Source organism: Pseudorhodobacter ferrugineus DSM 5888 (genome assembly GCF_000420745.1).
GTDB lineage: Bacteria > Pseudomonadota > Alphaproteobacteria > Rhodobacterales > Rhodobacteraceae > Pseudorhodobacter > Pseudorhodobacter ferrugineus.
Genome location: NZ_ATVN01000005.1, coordinates 42,377 through 61,928, shown reverse-complemented (window position 1 = coordinate 61,928; position 19,552 = coordinate 42,377). Strand labels below are relative to the sequence as shown.

16 protein-coding genes are annotated in these 19,552 nt (G+C 59.4%); 9 read left to right on the top strand and 7 right to left on the bottom strand.

The genetic code is table 11. From position 1 onward, the window contains the following. Positions 1-43 precede the first annotated feature (43 nt). Positions 44-526, top strand: a complete 483-nt coding sequence (locus tag G560_RS0106120; protein WP_022703431.1) for a hypothetical protein — start codon at positions 44-46, stop codon at positions 524-526. Next, complete coding sequence (locus G560_RS0106115; RefSeq protein WP_022703430.1) at positions 516-2,126, top strand: AMP-binding protein; 1,611 nt, start codon at positions 516-518, stop codon at positions 2,124-2,126. The genes G560_RS0106120 and G560_RS0106115 overlap by 11 nt, the downstream gene beginning before the upstream one ends. Here G560_RS0106115 and G560_RS0106110 read toward each other — a convergent pair. Genes G560_RS0106110 through argE form a run of 3 tightly spaced genes read right to left on the bottom strand, consistent with a single transcriptional unit; the run spans position 2,123 to position 5,866 of the window. After that, on the bottom strand, positions 2,123-3,286 hold the full coding sequence (locus tag G560_RS0106110) for a M20 aminoacylase family protein (RefSeq protein ID WP_028913790.1): 1,164 nt from the start codon (positions 3,284-3,286) through the stop codon (positions 2,123-2,125). The genes G560_RS0106115 and G560_RS0106110 overlap by 4 nt on opposite strands. A gap of 60 nt (positions 3,287-3,346) precedes the next feature. Beyond that, complete coding sequence (locus G560_RS0106105) at positions 3,347-4,696, bottom strand: NAD(P)/FAD-dependent oxidoreductase (RefSeq protein WP_022703428.1); 1,350 nt, start codon at positions 4,694-4,696, stop codon at positions 3,347-3,349. A gap of 3 nt (positions 4,697-4,699) precedes the next feature. Continuing rightward, positions 4,700-5,866 (bottom strand): acetylornithine deacetylase, encoded by a 1,167-nt coding sequence (argE, locus tag G560_RS0106100; RefSeq protein ID WP_155947171.1) that lies wholly within the window; start codon positions 5,864-5,866, stop codon positions 4,700-4,702. A 200-nt stretch (positions 5,867-6,066) separates the two neighbouring features. Between argE and G560_RS0106090 the strand changes: the two genes are divergently transcribed. The 6 genes from G560_RS0106090 to G560_RS0106065 all read left to right on the top strand — a co-directional run bounded on the left by G560_RS0106090 (position 6,067) and on the right by G560_RS0106065 (position 13,112). Further along, the gene (locus G560_RS0106090; RefSeq protein WP_022703425.1) at positions 6,067-7,086 is read left to right on the top strand and encodes an ABC transporter ATP-binding protein; all 1,020 of its coding nucleotides are present in this window, start codon (positions 6,067-6,069) and stop codon (positions 7,084-7,086) included. Further along, entirely contained in the window at positions 7,079-8,146 is a 1,068-nt protein-coding gene (locus G560_RS0106085) for an ABC transporter ATP-binding protein (RefSeq protein WP_022703424.1), read from the top strand. Before G560_RS0106090 ends, G560_RS0106085 begins: the two co-directional genes overlap by 8 nt. After that, positions 8,143-9,843 (top strand): peptide ABC transporter substrate-binding protein, encoded by a 1,701-nt coding sequence (locus G560_RS0106080; protein ID WP_022703423.1) that lies wholly within the window; start codon positions 8,143-8,145, stop codon positions 9,841-9,843. The genes G560_RS0106085 and G560_RS0106080 overlap by 4 nt, the downstream gene beginning before the upstream one ends. A gap of 77 nt (positions 9,844-9,920) precedes the next feature. Then, positions 9,921-10,928 (top strand): ABC transporter permease, encoded by a 1,008-nt coding sequence (locus G560_RS0106075; RefSeq protein ID WP_022703422.1) that lies wholly within the window; start codon positions 9,921-9,923, stop codon positions 10,926-10,928. Continuing rightward, complete coding sequence (locus tag G560_RS0106070; RefSeq protein WP_022703421.1) at positions 10,921-11,853, top strand: ABC transporter permease; 933 nt, start codon at positions 10,921-10,923, stop codon at positions 11,851-11,853. Before G560_RS0106075 ends, G560_RS0106070 begins: the two co-directional genes overlap by 8 nt. Before the next feature lie 206 nt (positions 11,854-12,059). After that, positions 12,060-13,112 carry a YeeE/YedE family protein gene (locus tag G560_RS0106065; protein ID WP_022703420.1) on the top strand — a complete coding sequence of 351 codons (1,053 nt, stop codon included), beginning with the start codon at positions 12,060-12,062 and terminating at the stop codon, positions 13,110-13,112. 47 nt (positions 13,113-13,159) lie between these two features. Here the strand turns inward: G560_RS0106065 and G560_RS0106060 are convergent, their stop codons facing one another. The 4 genes from G560_RS0106060 to G560_RS0106045 all read right to left on the bottom strand — a co-directional run bounded on the left by G560_RS0106060 (position 13,160) and on the right by G560_RS0106045 (position 18,223). Then, positions 13,160-14,443 (bottom strand): DUF3422 family protein, encoded by a 1,284-nt coding sequence (locus tag G560_RS0106060; protein WP_022703419.1) that lies wholly within the window; start codon positions 14,441-14,443, stop codon positions 13,160-13,162. A gap of 183 nt (positions 14,444-14,626) precedes the next feature. Continuing rightward, the gene (locus tag G560_RS0106055; RefSeq protein ID WP_022703418.1) at positions 14,627-16,060 is read right to left on the bottom strand and encodes an NAD(P)(+) transhydrogenase (Re/Si-specific) subunit beta; all 1,434 of its coding nucleotides are present in this window, start codon (positions 16,058-16,060) and stop codon (positions 14,627-14,629) included. A gap of 15 nt (positions 16,061-16,075) precedes the next feature. Continuing rightward, positions 16,076-17,653, bottom strand: coding sequence for a Re/Si-specific NAD(P)(+) transhydrogenase subunit alpha (locus G560_RS0106050; RefSeq protein WP_022703417.1), 1,578 nt, complete (start codon positions 17,651-17,653; stop codon positions 16,076-16,078). Between the two features lie 123 nt (positions 17,654-17,776). After that, positions 17,777-18,223: a methyltransferase family protein gene (locus tag G560_RS0106045; protein ID WP_022703416.1), complete on the bottom strand. Its 447-nt coding sequence runs from the start codon at positions 18,221-18,223 to the stop codon at positions 17,777-17,779. A 75-nt stretch (positions 18,224-18,298) separates the two neighbouring features. On the opposite strand from G560_RS0106045, the gene kynU reads away from it, so the two are divergent. Then, the gene (gene kynU / locus G560_RS0106040) at positions 18,299-19,495 is read left to right on the top strand and encodes a kynureninase (RefSeq protein ID WP_022703415.1); all 1,197 of its coding nucleotides are present in this window, start codon (positions 18,299-18,301) and stop codon (positions 19,493-19,495) included. Positions 19,496-19,552 lie beyond the last annotated feature (57 nt).

Below are 19,552 nucleotides of genomic sequence, written 5' to 3'. Positions count from 1 at the left end.
AAGGCCATTGAAAGACAACTTAAGGGCGGATATCGTCACAAGTATGAAATATGTATTCGCCCTGATCGTCCCCGCCCTGCTGCTGTCCGGCTGCGCCAATATGCCATTTGGCGGCAGCAAAACTGCCGCGATGGAACCTGTCGCCCCGATTGCGATGAAGCCGCTGACGCGGCCGAATTCTGTTGGCGTGGCGGCCCCGCCTGCGGGCGCACGCACGGCGCGCGCACTTGATACGACCACGGCGGCGCAAAAGGCCGCAGCCCTTGCCGCACACGCCCAGCCTGCGGGCGAACTATCTTTGGGCAAAACTGCCGTGGCGCTTGGCAATGTAACCGAGCCAGGGTTCTGGCTTCGGTCCGGCCTTGTGAAAAAAGCGGGCGCGGGGCGGGTTGTTACGGCGGCGGGTAGGTCCATTGCGGTTGACCTGATCCCGGGTGAAGGGGCGGCACAGCTGTCGCTCGCGGCCTTTCGCGCGCTGAACCTGCCGTTGACAGATTTACCAGAAGTAACGATCTTTGCGCAGTAGGCGGCTTATTCCGCTGACGGGTGACTGGGCAGCCAAACGCGCAGGCTTTGTCTGGGATTGGCCCAAGCATTTCAACATTGCACAGGCCTGTTGTGATGATTGGGCGGCCGCGCACCCCGACCAGATTGCTGTGACCGAGGTTACAGAAAACGGGTCGCAAGATTGGACCTACGCCGCGCTAAAAGACGCATCGGACCGGCTTGCCACGGCCTTTGCCGCGTCCGGCGTAATGCAAGGCGACCGTGTCGCGGTGCTGTTATCCCAGTCCGCCGCCGTGCCGATTGTGCATTTCGCCGCGATGAAGCTGGGGGCGATTGCCTTGCCGCTGTTCACCTTGTTTGGCGGGGATGCATTGCTGTACCGGCTGGCCGATTCCGGTGCGAAACTGGTCGTGACGGACGGGGAAAGCCTGCCGAAAATTCTGAACATCGCCGCAGAACTGACTGATCTAAAATCAATTTTTTGTACAGACCCCATACCAGATGCAAAGCATCTTTGGACCGAAATCGCCGCCCATTCGCCGCTAGCAGCCCACGTGGACACGCTTGCCGAAGACCCCGCTGTGATGATCTATACTTCGGGCACCACCGGTCCGCCCAAGGGGGTTTTGCACGCGCATCGGTTCTTGTTTGGCCATCTGCCCAGCATGGAACTGACGCATGAAGGGTTCCCCCAAGCGGGCGACAAGGGTTGGACGCCTGCCGATTGGGCGTGGATTGGCGGGCTGATGGATATGGCCATGCCCTGCCTGTATTACGGGGTGCCTTTGGTCGCCCACCGCATGCGCAAGTTTGAGGCCGGGGCCGCCTATGCGCTGATTGCCGCCCACGGGATCCGGAACCTGTTTTTGCCGCCAACGGCACTGAAACTGATGCGCGGCACAGCTGTGCCTGCCGGGGTGAATATCCGCTCAATTTCTTCCGGTGGTGAAAGCCTCGGGGCGGAAATGCTGCGCTGGGGTCAAACCGCTTTGGGTGCCCCGATAAACGAGCTTTACGGCCAGACAGAGTGCAACCTGTGCATCAGCCAAGTGGCGGGGATGATGGTTGTGAAGCCTGGCAGCATGGGCCAAGCCTTGCCCGGCTTTGAAGTTGCGATAATGGATGAACGCGGGCGCGGTTGTGCCGTGGATGAAATTGGTGAGATTTGCATCCGCAAAGGGGCTGCCAGCATGTTTTTGCGCTACTGGAACCAGCCCGATAAAACCGCAGCGGCGTTTGGCGATGACTGGTTGCGAACGGGTGATTTGGGCAGCCAAGATGCGCGCGGGTATTTCACATTTTCGGCGCGGGAAGATGATGTGATCACATCCGCAGGCTACCGCATTGGCCCGACGGAGATTGAGAATTGCCTGATGGGTGACGCCGATGTGGTCATGGCCGCCTGCGTGGGGGTGCCCGATGCGCTGCGCACCGAAATTGTGCGCGCTTTTGTGGTGCTGCGTACGGGTGCCAGCGAAGAAGGTGCCGCCAAGCGCCTGATTGACCGGGTGAAAACCCGCATCAGCCCACATGTAGCCCCGCGCGATGTTGTGTTTGTAGACACCTTGCCGATGACCGCCACAGGCAAGGTGATCCGCCGCGATTTGCGCGCGCTTTAGGCCGCGGGCATCCGCGCTTCCACCATGCCCGCATACCAACTGGACCCGAAGGGGATGGCGTTGTCGTCAAAGTTATAGGCGGGGTGATGCACCATCGCCGTGTCGCCATTGCCAAGGAAAATATAGGCGCCGGGGCGTTCGTTCAGCATATAGCTGAAATCTTCGGCCCCCATCAAAGGCGGGGTGTCGGTGCGCACTTTGCCCGAAACGGCCATCGCCACCTCCGCGGCAAAGCCGGTGTTGTCCTCGGCATTCACTGTGGCGGGATAGCCGCGCTGAAAATTCACCACGGCCGATGCGCCAAATGCCGCTGCCATTTGTACGGGCAATGCGTTCATCCGCGCCTCGACCAAATCCTGAACCTCCGCATCAAACGTGCGCACTGTGCCCTTCAAAACAACAGTTTGCGGGATGACGTTGTGGGCGTTGCTGTCAGTGGACACCACGCAAGTGGACACTACAACCTGTTTCAAAGGGTCCACATTGCGTGACGCAATCGACTGCAAGCCCACAATGATATGGCTGGCGACCAGCAGCGTATCAATGCAATCATGCGGTTTGGCGGCATGGCCACCCTTGCCCGTCACGGTGATTTCAAACTGGTCCGCCGCCGCCATCATCGGGCCAGGGCGAATTTCAAACTGGCCCACGGGGATGCCAGGCATATTATGCATGCCGTACACCTCTTGGATATTCCAGCGGTCCAGCATGCCGTCCTTGACCATCTCGTTCCCGCCACCGCCGCCCTCTTCGGCGGGTTGGAAAATCACCACGGCTTTGCCATCAAAGTTACGGGTTTCGCACAGATATTTGGCGGCACCCAGCAGCATGGTGGTATGCCCGTCATGGCCACAGGCGTGCATCTTGCCCGGGGTTTTCGACGCGTATTCCAGCCCCGTCGCCTCCATAATCGGTAGCGCGTCCATATCTGCGCGCAGGCCTATCACCTTGCCAGAATCGGTTTTGCCGTGAATCACCCCCACCACACCCGTGCGGCCAATCCCCTCGACCACCTCGTCACAGCCCCATGCGCGCAGCAACTCGGCCACTTTGGCAGCGGTGCGGTGCACCTCAAACAGCAGTTCAGGGTTTTCGTGGAAATCACGGCGAATGGCTGTCAACTCGGGCAGCATTTCGGCAAAACGGTTCTTTACGGGCATCGGGGCCTCCTCCTGGTGGTATGGCAGCAGGTTGATCCAAACCAACCCGCCCTGCAAGGGTCAGAGCGCTGGGGCGGGTTTAATTTTTGACCCGTCCGTAAAACGCGACAGGCGAAAGCGGGTCAGATCATGGCCCAAGGCCCGCCCCAGAACCATATCCGCCATTACCCGCCCCACGCCGGGGCCAATGCCAAATCCGTGCCCACTCATCCCTGTCGCAATAAACAGGCCCGACAGCCCTGATGTCGGCGGGGCCGCATCCAGCACGGGCACAATGTCGGGCATGGTGTCGATCATCCCCGCCCAAACGCAGCGCAGTTTCGGGCGGCCCAGATGCGGATATGCGGCGGCAAAGGCATCTTGGACATCCGACAGGGTTTTCATGTTCGGCGCGGGGTTCAGCACGCGCGTCGCCTCAAACGGCGAGGGTTTGGACATATCCCAGAGGCGCGGCGTGCGCCATGCATCGGGGTATCCGTTCGGGGCTGCGGCGCGAAAATGGGTCGACCGGAAGTCATTGCGCAAGGTGGGGATGTATTTTGGCAAATGCCGAAACGCATCAGGGCCGATGAAAAAGTCATGCTCGGACCCCGGCGCAATCGTATAGCCGCCATCGACACGGCGTCGAAAGGCAAAGTGATTGTCGGCAGCATTGCCCGCAAAAATCTCGGGCATCGGTTCGGTTGCCGCAACTGACGCCAGCACCGAAAGCTGCGGTATATCAATGCCTTGCGCGCGCAAAAACAACGAGGACCACGCGCCGCCCGCCATGACCACGGCATCGCAAGCAACCTCACCCTGTTCCGTCACAACGCCCGCCACACGGCCATTCGCCATATCAAGGCCGCGCACGGCGCAATCTTCGACAATCACACAGCCCTTGGCGGCCAAGGCGCTGGCAATCAAGGGAACCGCGACCATCGGTTCGGCCCGCGCATCGGACGGGGTTATCATGCCGCCCTGCCAGATACATGCCCCCAACAACGCCCCCACCTCGGCCCGCGTCATGATCCGTGTATCAAGCCCATGTGCGCGGGCGTGGGGCATGAACGCTTCAAACTCGGCCATATCAGCGGGTTTATTGGCCATATAGACCACACCACCTTGCCGAAAGCCCAAGCCATCGCCCAGTTCGGCCACCAGACCGTGCCAGATTGCCATGCTTTCTACCATGATCGGCAGCTCATCCGCATCGCGGGCTTGCTGGCGGATCCAGCCCCAGTTGCGCCCCGATTGTTCACCCGCGATCCGGCCTTTTTCACACAGAACCACGCGTTTACCGGCCTTGGTCAAAAACCACGCGGTCATCACGCCAATGACCCCGCCACCTATCACCACCACATCACAGGCAGCGGGCAACGCGCCCTTGTGGGTGGGCGGCACATCCATCGAAATCGGAAAGGCCTGCATCCCCTACTCCGCCAAATCCTTGACCAAGCGCTGCATAAAGCCCCACGCCTCATTGAATTGCGCAACCTCCAAGTATTCATTCGGCTGGTGCGCCTGCGCAATATCGCCCGGCCCGCAGACCACGCAAGAATACCCCTCGGCCTGAAACTGCCCTGCTTCGGTGCCATAGCTGACCACCTCGGACCCGTTGTCACCCGTCAAACGCCGCACCAAATGATCGGCCGCGCCGTTTTGTTCGGGGACAAGGCCGGGCACGTAAAAGGTTTGGGTCAAGGTGATCGCAGCTTCGGGGCGGATGGCCTGTATCTCGGCCTCTATCTCTGCTGCTTTGTCCTTGAAACGCTGGGCCCATGCCTCTTCACTCTCGCCCGGCACCACGCGGAACCCGAACCCGAAGTGGCAATCCTTGGCGGTGATGTTTTCCGCCGTACCGCCCTGAATTTTGCCGACATGCGCCGTGGTCCAATGCGGCACAAACCCCTGCCCCAATGCGGTTGCAGGCTTGGCCGCATTTTCCGCGTTGATAATATTGGCCCAGTCAATCAGCCGCGCGGCCGTCATGATCGCGTTGACGCCGGTGTGCTGAAGTGACGAATGTACCTCAAACCCTTGCACATGTACGGCAAAGCCGTGGCCGCCCTTGTGGCCGTTGACCAGCCGCATCATCGACGGCTCGCCCACCACCACAGCCGCCGCGCGGGGCAAGGTCTTGACCATTTGCGCAATCATCGGCGGCGCACCCGTGCAACCCACCTCCTCGTCATAACTGATCGCGATTTGCAGCGGGCGTTTCACCCCTGCGGCCAGCGCCAAGGGCACGGCGGCCAGCGCCAGCGCCACAAACCCCTTCATATCGCAGGTGCCACGGCCATAAAGCCGCCCGTCCCGTTCGACCACGGTGAACGGATCGGTGGCCCAATCTTGCCCCTCCACCGGCACCACATCGGAATGGCCCGACAGAATCACCCCGCCTTCCACCTCAGGTCCAACATTGGCAAACAGCGCCGCTTTGGTGCCATCAGCGTTATAAACGCGGTACGATTTTACGCCGTGCGATGCCAAATACCCTTCTACCCAATCAATCAAATCAAGGTTGCTTACGTGGCTGACGCTGCGAAACCCAACCAGTTGGTCAAGTATTTCACGAGCGGACAAGTTCATAGGGTGCATGGCGTGGGTCCTTATTTTTCAAGCCACGCTCGGACATTCGCCCAGACAGGTCAAGATGCAAGCCAATAAACCACGCCGCCAAAACGACAAAGCCAAAGAAACCCTGTTGCGGGAGGGCAAAAAAACGATAACATCCCATCAACCAAGGCGGTCACTGGCTGACCTTGGACGATATAATTTAACGACATGGGAGTCGTCATATGCCCGATGGGGCCAAGCCCGTCCTTGATGTCCGGGGCTTGCAGACCGTTTTCCGCACCCGCGCGGGCGACGTTCATGCAGTCAATTCGGTAAGTTTTCACCTGGAACCCGGCGAATTGCTGGGGGTCGTGGGCGAAAGCGGGTCGGGCAAATCCGTGACCATGATGTCACTGATCGGCCTTTTGCCGATGCCCCCCGCCGAAGTGCTCGCGGGTGAGGTGATGCTGGGCGATGTTGATATATTGAAGGTCACGCCAGACCAGTTGCGTGATATTCGCGGGCGGCGGATTGGCTTTGTTTTCCAAGACCCGATGACCAGCCTTAACCCCGTCTACAACATCGGCAATCAGGTGGCCGAACCCTTGCGCCGCCATATGGGGATGAACAAATCACAGGCCCGTGCCCGCGCGATAGAGCTGTTGGAACTGGTGGGCATCCCAGATGCCGAACGCCGCCTTGCCGATTATCCGCACCAGTTTTCCGGCGGTATGCGCCAGCGCGTGATGATTGCCATAGCGCTGGCCTGCGACCCCGAAGTGTTGATCGCGGATGAACCCACAACCGCGCTGGATGTTACCATTCAGGCGCAGATCATCGAATTGGTTAAGGAACTGCGCACCAAGCTGGGGATGGCGATCGTCTGGATCACCCATGACCTTGGCGTGATTGCGGGCATCGCCGACCGTGTTTTGGTGATGTATGGCGGCCAAGTGGTTGAACAGGCCCCGGTCAAGGAATTGTTTGCCAACCCGCAGCACCCCTATACCCGCGCTTTGCTGAAAACCATTCCGTCCGTCACGGGCCAGCGCGAAACCCGTCTGCGGGTAATCGAAGGCCAACCGCCGATCATGGGCGCGGCCCCCGTGGCCTGCCCATTCATGCCCCGCTGCGCGCATGCGTTTTCGCGCTGTGGCGCAGAAAACCCGCAACGCCGTGCAATAGGGGCGGGCCGTGTGGGCTACGGTCATGATGTCGCCTGCCATTGGGATGCCAAAACAGGGGGGCCAGCCGATGCTTGATGCCAAGCCGGCCAAAAAACTGGTCGAGGTCAAAGACCTCAAGATGTATTTCCCCATCCATTCCGGCCTTTTGCGCCGCCATACCGGCGATGTGAAGGCGGTGGATGGCCTTAGCTTTGATATATTTGAAGGCGAAACCCTTGGGCTGGTGGGCGAATCCGGTTGCGGTAAATCCACCGTGGGCCGTGCGCTTTTGCGGCTTTATGAACTGACGTCGGGGTCGGTGACGATTGGCGATGAAGATATCGCCAAGCTGTCACCCGAAAAACTGCGCACCAAACGCCCGATGATGCAGATGGTGTTCCAAGACCCGCAGGCCTGTTTGAACCCGCGGATGACCGTGGCCGCAATCATTGCCGAACCCTTGGACGAACACACCAAACTCAGCGCCGATGAAAAGCTGGAAAAAGTGTACGAGCTGATGGATGCCGTGGGCCTGAACCGCGCTTTTGCCAACCGCTACCCCCATGCCTTTTCGGGTGGGCAACGCCAGCGCATCGGCATCGCGCGGGCCTTGGCGTTGAACCCCAAGTTTATCGTGTGCGACGAACCGATTGCCGCATTGGACGTGTCCATTCAGGCCCAAGTCGTGAACCTACTAGAGGATTTGCAAGAACAATACGGGCTGACCTATCTGTTCATCAGCCATGATCTGTCGATGGTCCGACATATCGCCGACCGTGTGGCCGTGATGTACCTTGGCCGCATTGCCGAACTGTCGCCCCGCGAACCGCTGTATGCCGACCCGTTGCATCCCTATGCCAAGGCGCTGCTGTCGGCGGTGCCCGACCCCGACCCTGAACGCGAATCTGGGCGCAAGCGCATCATCTTGCAAGGCGATGTGCCCTCGCCTTCCAACCCACCCAAAGGCTGCAATTTTTGCACACGCTGCCCCGAGGTGATCCCGATTTGCCATGAGGTAAAGCCAGATCTGGCCGAGGTCCGCCCCGGCCGTTTTGTGGCCTGCCATCTGGTCAAACCCGACAATAACACCGCCGCCGGATCAACCGGCCTGGCTGAGGACTTCGAGTACAACCAACAAGGAGAACCAAAACAATGAAACTGAAAACCGCCCTATTGGGTGCTGCCTGCGCGTTTGCTTTTGCACCCGCTGCAATGGCCGAACGTGGTGCTGACGGCAACGTCAAAGTGCTGTATTCGCAAGCCGTATCCATCATGAACGCCTATCTGTCATCCGGGACAAAAGACGTCGAAGTGGGCAGCCTTGTGCTGGAACCACTGGCAGGCTTTGATGAAGTCGGCACCATTTTCCCGCGTCTTGTCACCGAAATTCCAACACTGGAAAATGGCGGCATTTCCGAGGATCAAACTTCGGTCACATGGAAGCTGAAAGAAGGCATCCTGTGGTCCGATGGCACGCCCTTTACCGCCGATGACGTTGTGTTCACCGCCGCCTATTGCATGGACCCCGCAGGCGGTTGCGCGCAGTTGGCGAAATACGAAGGCGTAAAAACGGTTGAAGCGGTCGACCCGCTGACCGTGAAAGTCACATTTACCGGGCCAAAACCGAACCCGCTGGTTGCTTTTGTTGGCGCTGAATCGCCCATCATCCAAAAGGCACAGTTTGCAAACTGCCTTGGTGCGGCCGCGCCCACCTGTACAGATGCCAACTTCAAACCCCATGGCACCGGTCCGTTCTATGTCACCGACTTCAAGGTGAACGATAGCGTTGAATTGGCCGCAAACCCCAACTACCGCGACCCGGCAAAGCCTAACTTTGCCACGCTGTCGGTCAAGGGTGGTGGCGATGCGGCATCGGCTGCGCGCGCGGTCATGGAAACAGGCGAATTTGACTATGCCTGGAACACCCAGATCAACCCTGAACTGCAAGCACAGATGCAATCAGGTGGCAAAGGCCAGTTCGTAACCGGCTTTGGCACCTTGGTTGAACGCATCGAAATGAACATGACAGATCCATCCCCGGATCTGCCAGAAGGTGAACGGTCCACCGCGATGCACCCACACCCGATCTTGTCGGATGTGAACGTACGCAAGGCGCTGTCGATGGCCATCGACCGCAGCTTGCTGGTCGAAGTCGGCTATGGCGCATCGGGTCGCCCAAGCTGTAACCTCGTCCCTGCCCCGGCTATCTATGCCTCGCCCAACACCGATTGCATGACGCAAGACATGGACGGCGCCAAGGCATTGCTGGATGCGGCGGGCTGGGTTGTCGGCGCCGACGGCGTTCGCGAAAGGGACGGCAAGCGGTTCAAGCTGGTCTATCAAACTTCGGTAAACCCTGTGCGTCAGGATTTCCAAGCGCTGATCAAGGGCTGGTGGAATGAGCTGGGCGTGGAAGTAGAGCTGAAAACCGTCGATGCCGGCGTGTTCTTTGGTGGTGATCCGGGTTCGCCCGATACGTTCCAGAAGTTCTATGCTGACGTGGAGATGTATGCCAACAACTTCCCCGGCACAGACCCAGAACCCTATATCGTAGCCTATACCTGCGATAAGGCACCGCGCCCCGAAACCCAGTGGCAGGGCGAAAACATCAACCGCTATTGCGATCCGGTGTTTGATGAACTGGCAGCCCAGCTGATCCAGACAAAGGGCGAGGCTGAACGTGCGGCAATCGTTATCCGCATGAACGAAATGCTGACCAAAGACACCTATACCATCGTGCCATTGGTCGACCGTGGTCGTCTGTCGGCCCATTCCAACACCCTTGGCGGTGTGGTCCTGAACGTCTGGGACTCGGAAATGGGTAACGTCGAAAACTGGTTCCGCGTTAAGTAAGCTGACCTGATCTTTGGGCGGGGGGGGGCACTCTCCCCCGCCCTTTCCCCCAATACTGATGACCTAAGGCGCCGCATATGCTCACCTTCACACTCCGTCGGCTGTTATTCGCGATCCCGACGCTTTTGCTCATCAGTTTACTGATCTTTTTGCTCGTGGACCTTGCCCCGGGTTCACCCCTCAGCCAAATCCCCCTGACCGTGCCGCCAGACGTGCGCATGAAGATTATGGAGGCGATGGGCGCGAATGAACCGGTCTTTGTCCGCTATTTCTTGTGGCTAAAGCAGTTTTTTGTGGTCGAACCCTTGGTGCTGTGGGACCATTGGTGGGGCACGGCCTATTCCGCCGATATGCAGCGCATCGTCAGCTGGCAGTCGCGTTCGCCGGTTATGGATACCGTCGTCCAGCGCTTGCCCCAAACCATGACCGTGATCGGCACGTCCTACATCCTTGGCGTAATGATCGCACTGCCCATCGGGATCTATTCCGCCTACCGCCAATATTCATGGTTTGACCAAATCGGCACATTCATCGCGATGATCGGCTTTTCGGTGCCCACGTTTTTCACCGGCCTTGTGTTGATCCTTGTGTTCGCGGTCAACCTGCACTGGTTCCCGTCGATCTATGACACATCGCTGCGCGTCACCGATTGGGCCAGTTTCACCCAGCAGGTCAAACAAATGGCCATGCCGGTGATGGTGCTGGCGTTGTATAACGCGGCACAGATCAGCCGCTATATGCGCTCGTCCATGCTGGAAAACCTTGGGCAAGACTATGTGCGCACCGCCCGCGCCAAGGGGCTGACAGAACGGATCGTCGTGATGAAGCATGTCGTGCGCAACTCGATGATCCCCGTTGTCACCGTTATCGCCCTTGGCATCCCGTCCATCTTTGGCGGCGCGATCATCACCGAACAGGTGTTTCGTGTGAACGGCCTTGGCGCGCTGCTGATTGGCGCGATCCAAGGGTCGGACCTGCCTACGGTGCAAACTCTGACATTTATTTTTGCCGTGCTGATCGTGCTGTTCAACCTGATCGCCGATATTCTCTACGGACTGCTAGACCCGAGGATCCGCTATGACTGATGCCGCACCACAAGCCGTAAAACTGGCCAAACCGCGCAGTCAATGGGCCGATGTCTGGGTGCAGTTCAAATCGCACAAAGGCGCGTTGGTGGGCTTGTTCGTCTTCTTGTCACTCGCGCTATTTGTATCGGTCGGCCCGTTGGTCTGGACAAAAGACCCTACCTTCATCAATCCCGATGCGGTGACGATGATCAAAACCCGCAACAAACCGCCATCGTGGGAATTTCCCCTTGGCACCGATCAACTGGGCCGCGATATGCTGGCGCGGATGATGAAGGGCGGGCAAACCTCTATCGCAGTGGGCCTGACGGCGATGGTCATTTCCATCACTTTGGGCACGTTTATCGGCGTGATGGCGGGCTATTTCAAACGGCTTGATAACGTGTTGATGCGTCTGACCGACCTGTTCTTGGCGCTGCCCTTGTTGCCCCTTTTGCTGGTCATGGCCATGCTGTTTCGCGCGCCCTTGTCCAAGGCATTCGGCCCCGAAGGCGGAACCTTCCTGCTGATCGTGGTCGCCATCGGCCTGACCAGTTGGATGCAAGCCGCCCGCGTGGTGCGTGGCGAGGTGCTGGCCCTGAAGGAACGTGAATTCGTGTTGGCCGCGCGTTCCATCGGCACGCCCTCCCGCCGGATGATCCTGCGCCATGTGCTGCCCAACGTCATGTCACCCATCATGGTTGCCGCCACCCTTGGCATCGCCAACGCGATCATCACTGAATCCGCGCTGTCCTTCCTCGGCCTCGGCTTTCCGCCCGATTTCCCGACATGGGGCCGCCTGCTGTTTGATGGTGCCGAATATATCCAGCAATACCCCGAACGCGTGATCTGGCCCGGTGTTGCCATCTCGCTGACGGTGCTGTCGGTCAACTATATCGGTGACGGGTTGCGCGATGCGCTGGATCCACGCATTCGGGGCCGCTGATCTGAAATAAGACCACCCATCCAAGTCTTCCCGCCGCCCCTAGACAGATATTCTGTCTTTAGGGGCGGTTTGGTCTTATGTTCCAAACACCACCCCCAGATAGAATACCGTTCCTGCAAACTCCACTACAGCAAGGGCTACATCCCTTGCCACAGACCCAACCCTGAACCAGACAGAATAAAATTCTGATTGAACGGGACTCTGCAATGTTTGAAACCCTCGGCTTTGAAACCCTCACCCCGCGCGGTGCCTCGGTCATCCTTGGCCTGACCATCGGCCTTGTGTTCGGCATCTTGGCCGAGGTTACCCGTTTTTGCCTGCGCCGCGGTCTTGTTGGGCCAAGCGTTGAGCGCACACCCGCCCTCGCCCTTTGGGCTACGGCCCTTGCGACAGCGATCCTTGGCACCCAAGCCGCAGTCGCCGCAGGTTGGATCAGCTTTGACGGCCACCGCTTGCTGACCCCCGACCTGCCTTATGTAGCCATTCTGATCGGCGGGCTAGCCTTTGGTGCAGGCATGGTCCTGACACGTGGCTGCGCCTCGCGTCTGACCGTTTTAACTGGCACTGGCAACCTGCGCGCCCTGACCGTTCTGGTCGTATTCGCCATTGCCGCCCATGCGACGATGAAGGGGCTGCTGGCCCCGCTGCGCACCGCTTTGGGCGACATCACCGTGCCCTTGGGCGATGCGATCAGCCTTGGCAACCTGCCGGGTGGCGCGCCGCTTGTGGCGGGTGTTATGGCCGCCGCCGCCTTTGCCTATGCCCTATCTGCCCGTCTGCCGCTTCGCCAACTGGCCGCAGGTGTGGCCATTGGCGCACTTGTCCCGCTTGCATGGGTTGGCACCGGATTTGTGCTTCTGGATGAATTCGACCCCATCGGCATGGAAAGCCTCAGCTTTACGCTGCCCTTGTCTGAAACCCTGTTCTGGGCCATCGCGTCGTCATCCGTCGCGGCGGGCTTTGGTATTGGCTTGTTCGGCGGCTCGATTGCGGGCGCTGGCCTCTCCTCGCTAGCAGCTGGCCGCTTTCAATGGCAAAGCTTTGACACGCCAGCACAGACCGGCCGTTATCTGGCAGGTGGCGCGTTGATGGGTGTGGGCGGCGTGCTGGCGGGCGGTTGCACCTTGGGCGCAGGGCTTGCGGGCATTCCCACCCTGTCAGTTGCAGCGCTTCTTGCGCTTGCCGCCATCGCCGCAGGAGCGTTGATCACCAACCGTATTCTGGATGGAAGACCACAGGCCCAACCTGCCTTTGGCTAAACGTCACGCCTTAACCCATAAAGGCCCGCCCAACCGGCGGGCCTTTATCAATGAAACTTGTGCTTGATGCGCTGCACCATCGCCCAAACCCCTAAAATCACCACGGGCACCAAGGCGGCCATCGTCATCCCTTTCGACAGCCCAAGGCTTTCGGTCAGCGGATAGGCAACATAAGCCAGCAGGTTCACCGCGTAGTAACTGATCGCCACAACCGACAACCCCTCAACCGTGGTCTGCAACCGCAGTTGCACATCCGCCCGCGCATCCATGCTTTCCAACAGCTTTTGGTTCTGCGCCGACCGTTCCACATCGACCCGCGTGCGCAGCAATTCCGCCGCCCGCGTCGCACGTTCCGACAGGCTGCGCAACCGCGCCTCGACCGATTTCACCGTCCGCATCGCAGGATCATAGCGGCGCATCATAAACTCGCCAAAGGTTTGCCGCCCCTCAATCCGTGCCTCGCGCAGCACCGAAATGCGCTGGTTCACAATCGCCTCATAGGCCCCCGTCGCCCCGAACCGGAAACTGAACTGCACCGACAGGCTTTCCAACTCGGCCGAGATTTGCAGCAGCGTGTGCAGCACCTCTTCGGGGGAATGATCCGTGCTGTTCATCCCCGACACCAGCGCCGACAACTGCGGGTCCAAACCGTTCAGCCGCCCGCTCAACGTGCGCGCCCGCATCAGGCCCAGCATCGACATCGCGCGGTAGGTTTCCACCTCGCACAGTCGCTGCACGATCCGCCCAATCCGCCGCGCGCCAGTGCCCTTTTGCACAAACACGGCAAAGCGCATATGCCCTGCCACATCAATTCGGAAATCCCCCGCCACCACAGCGGCCCCGTCCACGACCCGCGACACCGCCAAACTGTCTGGCACAAACCACTGGTCCAGCTTGGCCAGCATCGCGGCCTCATCCTCGGGCATTTCCTCGACCCGTATCAGCACCGATGTCAGCCGCGCACCTGGGGCGTTGGCCAGCCAATCCTCGGGGAACACATCCGCCTCCATCGGGTCAAAGGCGCGCGAAGACACACCGCTGCCAAAGGCCGAATAGGTCACAAATTCCGTATGGCTTTCCCATTTCAAATCATGCCGCCCCATCTGCCCCGAAAAATGCGTGGCATCGGGCTGCGGGTGCGGTGATCCGTGGCGGTCCAGCAAGGCCAGCAAATGCCCAAGGTCCGCCGCACGGTCACGGTTCACCGCATGTTCGGGTTCCTTGATCGCCACATAAACGGCATGGCAAGGCACCGTCAGCGCCGGAAAGGGCCGCGCATGCAGCTCATTCACCAAATCATAGCGCAACGGGTGGTCGGTTATTTTGGGCATAGGATCCTCGGTCTTGCGTGCCCTTAGGAAACGAGGTGCTACACGGTTTGTAAATTCCCCAGACACCCTGCCAGCGGTGCGCAATGGTACACTGGTAAATCCGCCACGCTTGGCGCGGGCTGTGGGAAAACGCAAAACGCCCCGCCGTTGCCAGCGGGGCGCTTTATAAAACTGTATCAGCCCTTAGTCGATCAAGGGCAACAAAGCATCCAGCGACTTTTTCGCATCGCCATAAAACATCCGTGTGTTTTCTTTGTAAAACAACGGGTTCTCAATGCCGGAATAGCCCGTGCCCTGTCCGCGCTTGGACACGAACACCTGTTTCGCCTTCCAGCATTCCAGCACAGGCATGCCTGCGATGGGGCTGTTCGGGTCCTCTTGGGCGGCGGGGTTCACGATGTCATTCGACCCGATAACGATGGCCACGTCAGTAGATGGGAAATCCTCGTTGATCTCGTCCATCTCCAGCACGATGTCATAAGGCACCTTGGCCTCGGCCAGCAGCACGTTCATATGCCCTGGCAAACGCCCCGCAACGGGGTGGATGGCAAAGCGCACGTTTTTGCCCCGCGCGCGCAGTTTGCGTGTCAATTCCGACACGGCCTGTTGCGCCTGCGCCACTGCCATACCATAGCCTGGGATGATGACAATGCTGTCCGCCTCATTCAGGGCCGCCGCGACACCTTCGGTATCAATGGCAATCTGTTCGCCCGAAATTTCCATTGCAGGGCCAGTGGTGCCACCAAACCCGCCAAGGATCACCGATACGAACGAACGGTTCATCGCTTTGCACATGATATAGGACAAGATCGCACCCGATGAGCCGACAAGCGCACCAACCACGATCAGCAAGTCGTTTGACAGCGAGAAACCAATCGCCGCCGCCGCCCAGCCGGAATAGCTGTTCAGCATGGAAACTACGACCGGCATATCCGCGCCGCCGATGCCCATGATCAGGTGATAGCCGATGAAAAAGGCCAGCAATGTCATCACGATAAGCGCCATAGCCGATCCGGATTGCAGGTAAATCACCAGCATCAGCAACGATCCCAGCGCCGCACCCGCATTCAGCATATGACCACCGGGCAGCTTTTTCGCCACCCCGTCAACCTTGCCCGCCAGCTTGCCATAGGCAATCACCGATCCTGTGAACGTCACCGCCCCGATGAACACGCCAAGGAACACCTCGACCCGCAAAATCGTCAGCTCAACTGGCGATTTATGCGCCAAAATTGCTGCAAACCCTTCCAGCAGGTTGCGCTGATCCTCGGGCGTGGCAGCAACCAGTGCCGCCTCCAGATGCGCGTTATAGCCGATGAACACAGCAGCCAAACCGACCAAACTGTGCATCGCGGCCACAAGCTGTGGCATTTCCGTCATTTGCACGCGCTGCGCCACGACATATCCAATCGCGCCCCCCACGGCGATCATCAACACCGACAGCAGCCAATTGCCCGCCCCTGGCCCGATTACCGTGGCCAGCACGGCAATACCCATGCCGACAATCCCGTACCACACCGCGCGTTTCGCGCTTTCTTGCCCCGAAAGCCCACCCAGTGACTGAATGAACAGCACGGCTGCGACAACATAAGCGGCTGTTGTAAAACCATATTCCATAATATTCGCCTCCGCTTACGACTTTTGGAACATGGCGAGCATCCGCCGTGTTACCATGAAACCGCCGAAAATATTGATCCCTGCCATCAGCACCGACAAGGCCGCCAGCACCACAACCAGCCAGCTTCCCGACCCGATTTGCAGCACCGCGCCCAGAATGATGATCGACGAAATCGCATTGGTGATCGCCATCAACGGCGTGTGCAAACTGTGGCTGACTTTCCAGATCACCTGGAAACCAACGTAACAGGCCAGCACAAACACAATAAAGTGTGACATAAAGCTCGCAGGGGTGAACATCCCCGCCAGCAGAAGCAGCCCCCCCGCAATCGCCATCAACCCGACTTGGTTGCGCGTTTGCAGCTTGAACTCGGCCACCTCTTTGGCGCGCCGTTCCTCGGGCGTCAGCTCTTTCACCTTTTCCTTCGGCTTTTGCACCGCAATTGCGGCCACCTTTGGCGGCGGTGGCGGGAAGGTAATCTCGCCCTTATGCGCCACGGTCGCCCCACGGATCACGTCATCTTCCATATTATGGTTGATAACACCATCCTTGGCTGGTGTAAGATCGGCCAGCATATGCCTGATATTGTTGGAATAAAGCGTCGATGCCTGCGCCGCCATCCGACTTGGGAAATCGGTGTAGCCGACAATCGTGACGCCATTGTCGGTGACAATTTTCTCATCCATCACGGTCAAATCGCAGTTGCCGCCACGCTCGGCCGCAAGGTCGATAATAACCGATCCCGGCTTCATCATCTCGACCATATCCTTGGTCCACAGCTTGGGCGCAGGCCGGCCAGGGATCAGGGCGGTAGTGATAACGATGTCAATCTCGGGTGCCAATTCGCGGAATTTGGCCAATTGCTTGGCCTGAAATTCCGGCGTCGACGGGGCCGCATAGCCGCCCGTGGCCGCGCCATCCGGCAGCTCGCTCGCGTCAAATTCCAGATATACAAACTCGGCACCCATGCTCTCAATCTGCTCGGCCACTTCAGGCCGCACATCAAACGCGTAGGTAATCGCACCCAGCGACGTTGCCGTCCCGATCGCGGCCAAACCGGCCACGCCTGCGCCGACAACCAGCACTTTCGCTGGTGGCACCTTGCCCGCAGCCGTCACCTGCCCCGTAAAGAACCGGCCAAAGTTATTGCCCGCCTCGATCACCGCACGGTAGCCCGCGATATTGGCCATCGACGACAGCGCATCCATTTTCTGCGCCCGCGAAATCCGCGGCACCATATCCATCGCAATGACAGTCGATCCCTGCGCCTTCATCTGCGCCAGCAACTTGTCATTCTGCGCCGGCCAAAAGAACGAGATCAGCGTCTGCCCCTCGGTCAGGCGCTTTGCCTCCACAGGCTCGGGCCCGCGCACCTTAACCACGACATCGGCGGCCTTGAACAAGGCTGCGGCGGTTTTCACCACCTCGACGCCCGCGTCCGCATAGGCCTTGTCCGAAAATCCAGCCTTAGCGCCAGCGCCAGTTTCAATCACGCAGGTATGGCCCAGCTTTTGCAGCAGCTTGGCCGAATCCGGCGTCATCGCAACCCGCGCTTCGCCCTCGAATATTTCCTTGGGTGCCCCAATCTTCAACAGCTTCTCCCCCGATATTTGACGCAGCGTAAGGCGTCAGGTCCGCATTTCTGCATCCCTTAAACACCGCGCAACAATATTTCACAAGTCAGCAACGAAAGAACCGCATTCTAACGCCGCGTTTCAAACCCAGCGCCGCACCTTGGCGCACCATTCCCGGTACTCATCCCCGAACGCTTGGGTCAAATGCGCCTCTTCGCCCTCGATAAACCGCTGATTGATGACCCAGACAAACGCAGGCACCAAAGCAAAGCCCAAAACCGTATCAAACATCAGGCAAGCCCCTATTAACACTAGAGAATCGCCCAGATAGATCGGGTTGCGGCTAAACCCGAAAACGCCCGAGGTTATCAACTGGCTGGCCGCACGCCTTGGGATCACAGTGGTCCGCGCCCGCCCCATCTCCCACACCGCCATCGCCATAATGGCCAGCCCCGCCAACACCACCATCACGCCCGCCACATCGCCCACCGCGCCAAAAAGCCGCAAGGGCACCGCTTGCGCCAGCCCCCATGCGGCGGCCAAACACAGCCCCAGCCAAACCGGCGGCCAATCAAACAGCTTCAGCATAAATCGCCCTCATTCTCATCTTGAAACTCCTTCGGCAAAGCGCTTCAATGCCGCAACCCAGCCAAAGGATGCCCCATGCCAACCGATTTCGCCAGCCTGCGCAGCCAGTTTGATCTGCCCGAAGACATGATTTATCTTGATGGCAATTCGCTTGGCCCCTTGCCCAAGGCGGCGGCAGCCCGCGTGGCCCGCACGATCACGGATGAATGGGGCAAAATGCTGATTACCGGCTGGAACAAGGCAGGCTGGATGGCGCAACCCTCGGCTGTGGGCGACCGCATCGCCAAGCTGATCGGCGCCGAAGCAGGCAGCGTTGTGATGGGCGACACCCTGTCGATCAAGGTCTACCAAGCCCTCGCCTCGGCTTTGGAGATGAACCCCAAGCGCCGCGTGATCCTGTCCGATACCGGCAATTTCCCCTCTGATCTTTATATGGCAAACGGCCTGTGCCGTACCCTTGGCCCCGACTATACCTTGAAAACGGTCGCCCCCGAGGATGTGCTGGAGGCCATCGACGACACCATTGCCGTCACCTTGCTGACCGAGGTCGATTACCGCACGGGCCGCATGCACGACATGCAGGCCATTACCGACCGCGCCCATGCCAAAGGCGCGCTGACGGTTTGGGATCTGGCCCATAGTGCGGGCGCTTTGCCCGTGCATCTGGCCAAATGTGGCGCCGATTTCGCCGTTGGCTGCACCTATAAATACCTTAACTCCGGCCCCGGCGGCCCGGCCTTCATCTATGTCGCCCCCCGCCACCAAGACGCCGCCCGCCCCGCCCTGTCCGGCTGGCTCGGCCACGCCGCCCCTTTTGCCTTTGATCTCGATTATACCCCTGGCGCAGGGATTGAACGCATGCGCGTCGGCACGCCTCCGGTCCTGCAACTGGCAGCCCTTGAGGCGTCGCTTGATATCTGGGACCAAGCCTGCATCAAAGATGTCCGCGCCAAATCCATCGCGCTGACAGACCGCTTTATCAACGGGGTTGAGGCCGCCTGCCCCACCCTCACCCTCGCCTCACCGCGTGACGGCACCAAACGCGGCTCGCAAGTGTCGTTCCGCCACGCCGAAAGCTATGCCATCATGCAGGCCTGCATCGCCCATGGCGTGATCGGCGACTTCCGCGCCCCAGACATCCTGCGCTTTGGCTTCACCCCGCTTTACACCTCGGACCAAGACGTCGATGGCGCTATCAAAATCCTAAGCAATATCATGGCGCAAAACCTCTGGGACCGCCCAGACTACAAAACCCGCGCCCGCGTCACCTGATGCAAGCTCGCATTTCATCTTGGTCCAAATACCTATCCGCTCTCAGCCTCGCAAAAC

Excerpts from the sequence above, each read along its gene's own strand:
- G560_RS0106120 (WP_022703431.1), top strand. The coding sequence starts at position 44 with ATGAAATATGTATTCGCCCTGATCGTCCCCGCCCTGCTGCTGTCCGGC.
- G560_RS0106110 (WP_028913790.1), bottom strand. The coding sequence starts at position 3,286 with ATGCCCGTAAAGAACCGTTTTGCCGAAATGCTGCCCGAGTTGACAGCC.
- G560_RS0106105 (WP_022703428.1), bottom strand. The coding sequence starts at position 4,696 with ATGCAGGCCTTTCCGATTTCGATGGATGTGCCGCCCACCCACAAGGGC.
- argE (WP_155947171.1), bottom strand. The coding sequence starts at position 5,866 with ATGCACCCTATGAACTTGTCCGCTCGTGAAATACTTGACCAACTGGTT.
- G560_RS0106090 (WP_022703425.1), top strand. The coding sequence starts at position 6,067 with ATGCCCGATGGGGCCAAGCCCGTCCTTGATGTCCGGGGCTTGCAGACC.
- G560_RS0106085 (WP_022703424.1), top strand. The coding sequence starts at position 7,079 with ATGCTTGATGCCAAGCCGGCCAAAAAACTGGTCGAGGTCAAAGACCTC.
- G560_RS0106080 (WP_022703423.1), top strand. The coding sequence starts at position 8,143 with ATGAAACTGAAAACCGCCCTATTGGGTGCTGCCTGCGCGTTTGCTTTT.
- G560_RS0106075 (WP_022703422.1), top strand. The coding sequence starts at position 9,921 with ATGCTCACCTTCACACTCCGTCGGCTGTTATTCGCGATCCCGACGCTT.
- G560_RS0106070 (WP_022703421.1), top strand. The coding sequence starts at position 10,921 with ATGACTGATGCCGCACCACAAGCCGTAAAACTGGCCAAACCGCGCAGT.
- G560_RS0106065 (WP_022703420.1), top strand. The coding sequence starts at position 12,060 with ATGTTTGAAACCCTCGGCTTTGAAACCCTCACCCCGCGCGGTGCCTCG.
- G560_RS0106060 (WP_022703419.1), bottom strand. The coding sequence starts at position 14,443 with ATGCCCAAAATAACCGACCACCCGTTGCGCTATGATTTGGTGAATGAG.
- G560_RS0106055 (WP_022703418.1), bottom strand. The coding sequence starts at position 16,060 with ATGGAATATGGTTTTACAACAGCCGCTTATGTTGTCGCAGCCGTGCTG.
- G560_RS0106045 (WP_022703416.1), bottom strand. The coding sequence starts at position 18,223 with ATGCTGAAGCTGTTTGATTGGCCGCCGGTTTGGCTGGGGCTGTGTTTG.
- kynU (WP_022703415.1), top strand. The coding sequence starts at position 18,299 with ATGCCAACCGATTTCGCCAGCCTGCGCAGCCAGTTTGATCTGCCCGAA.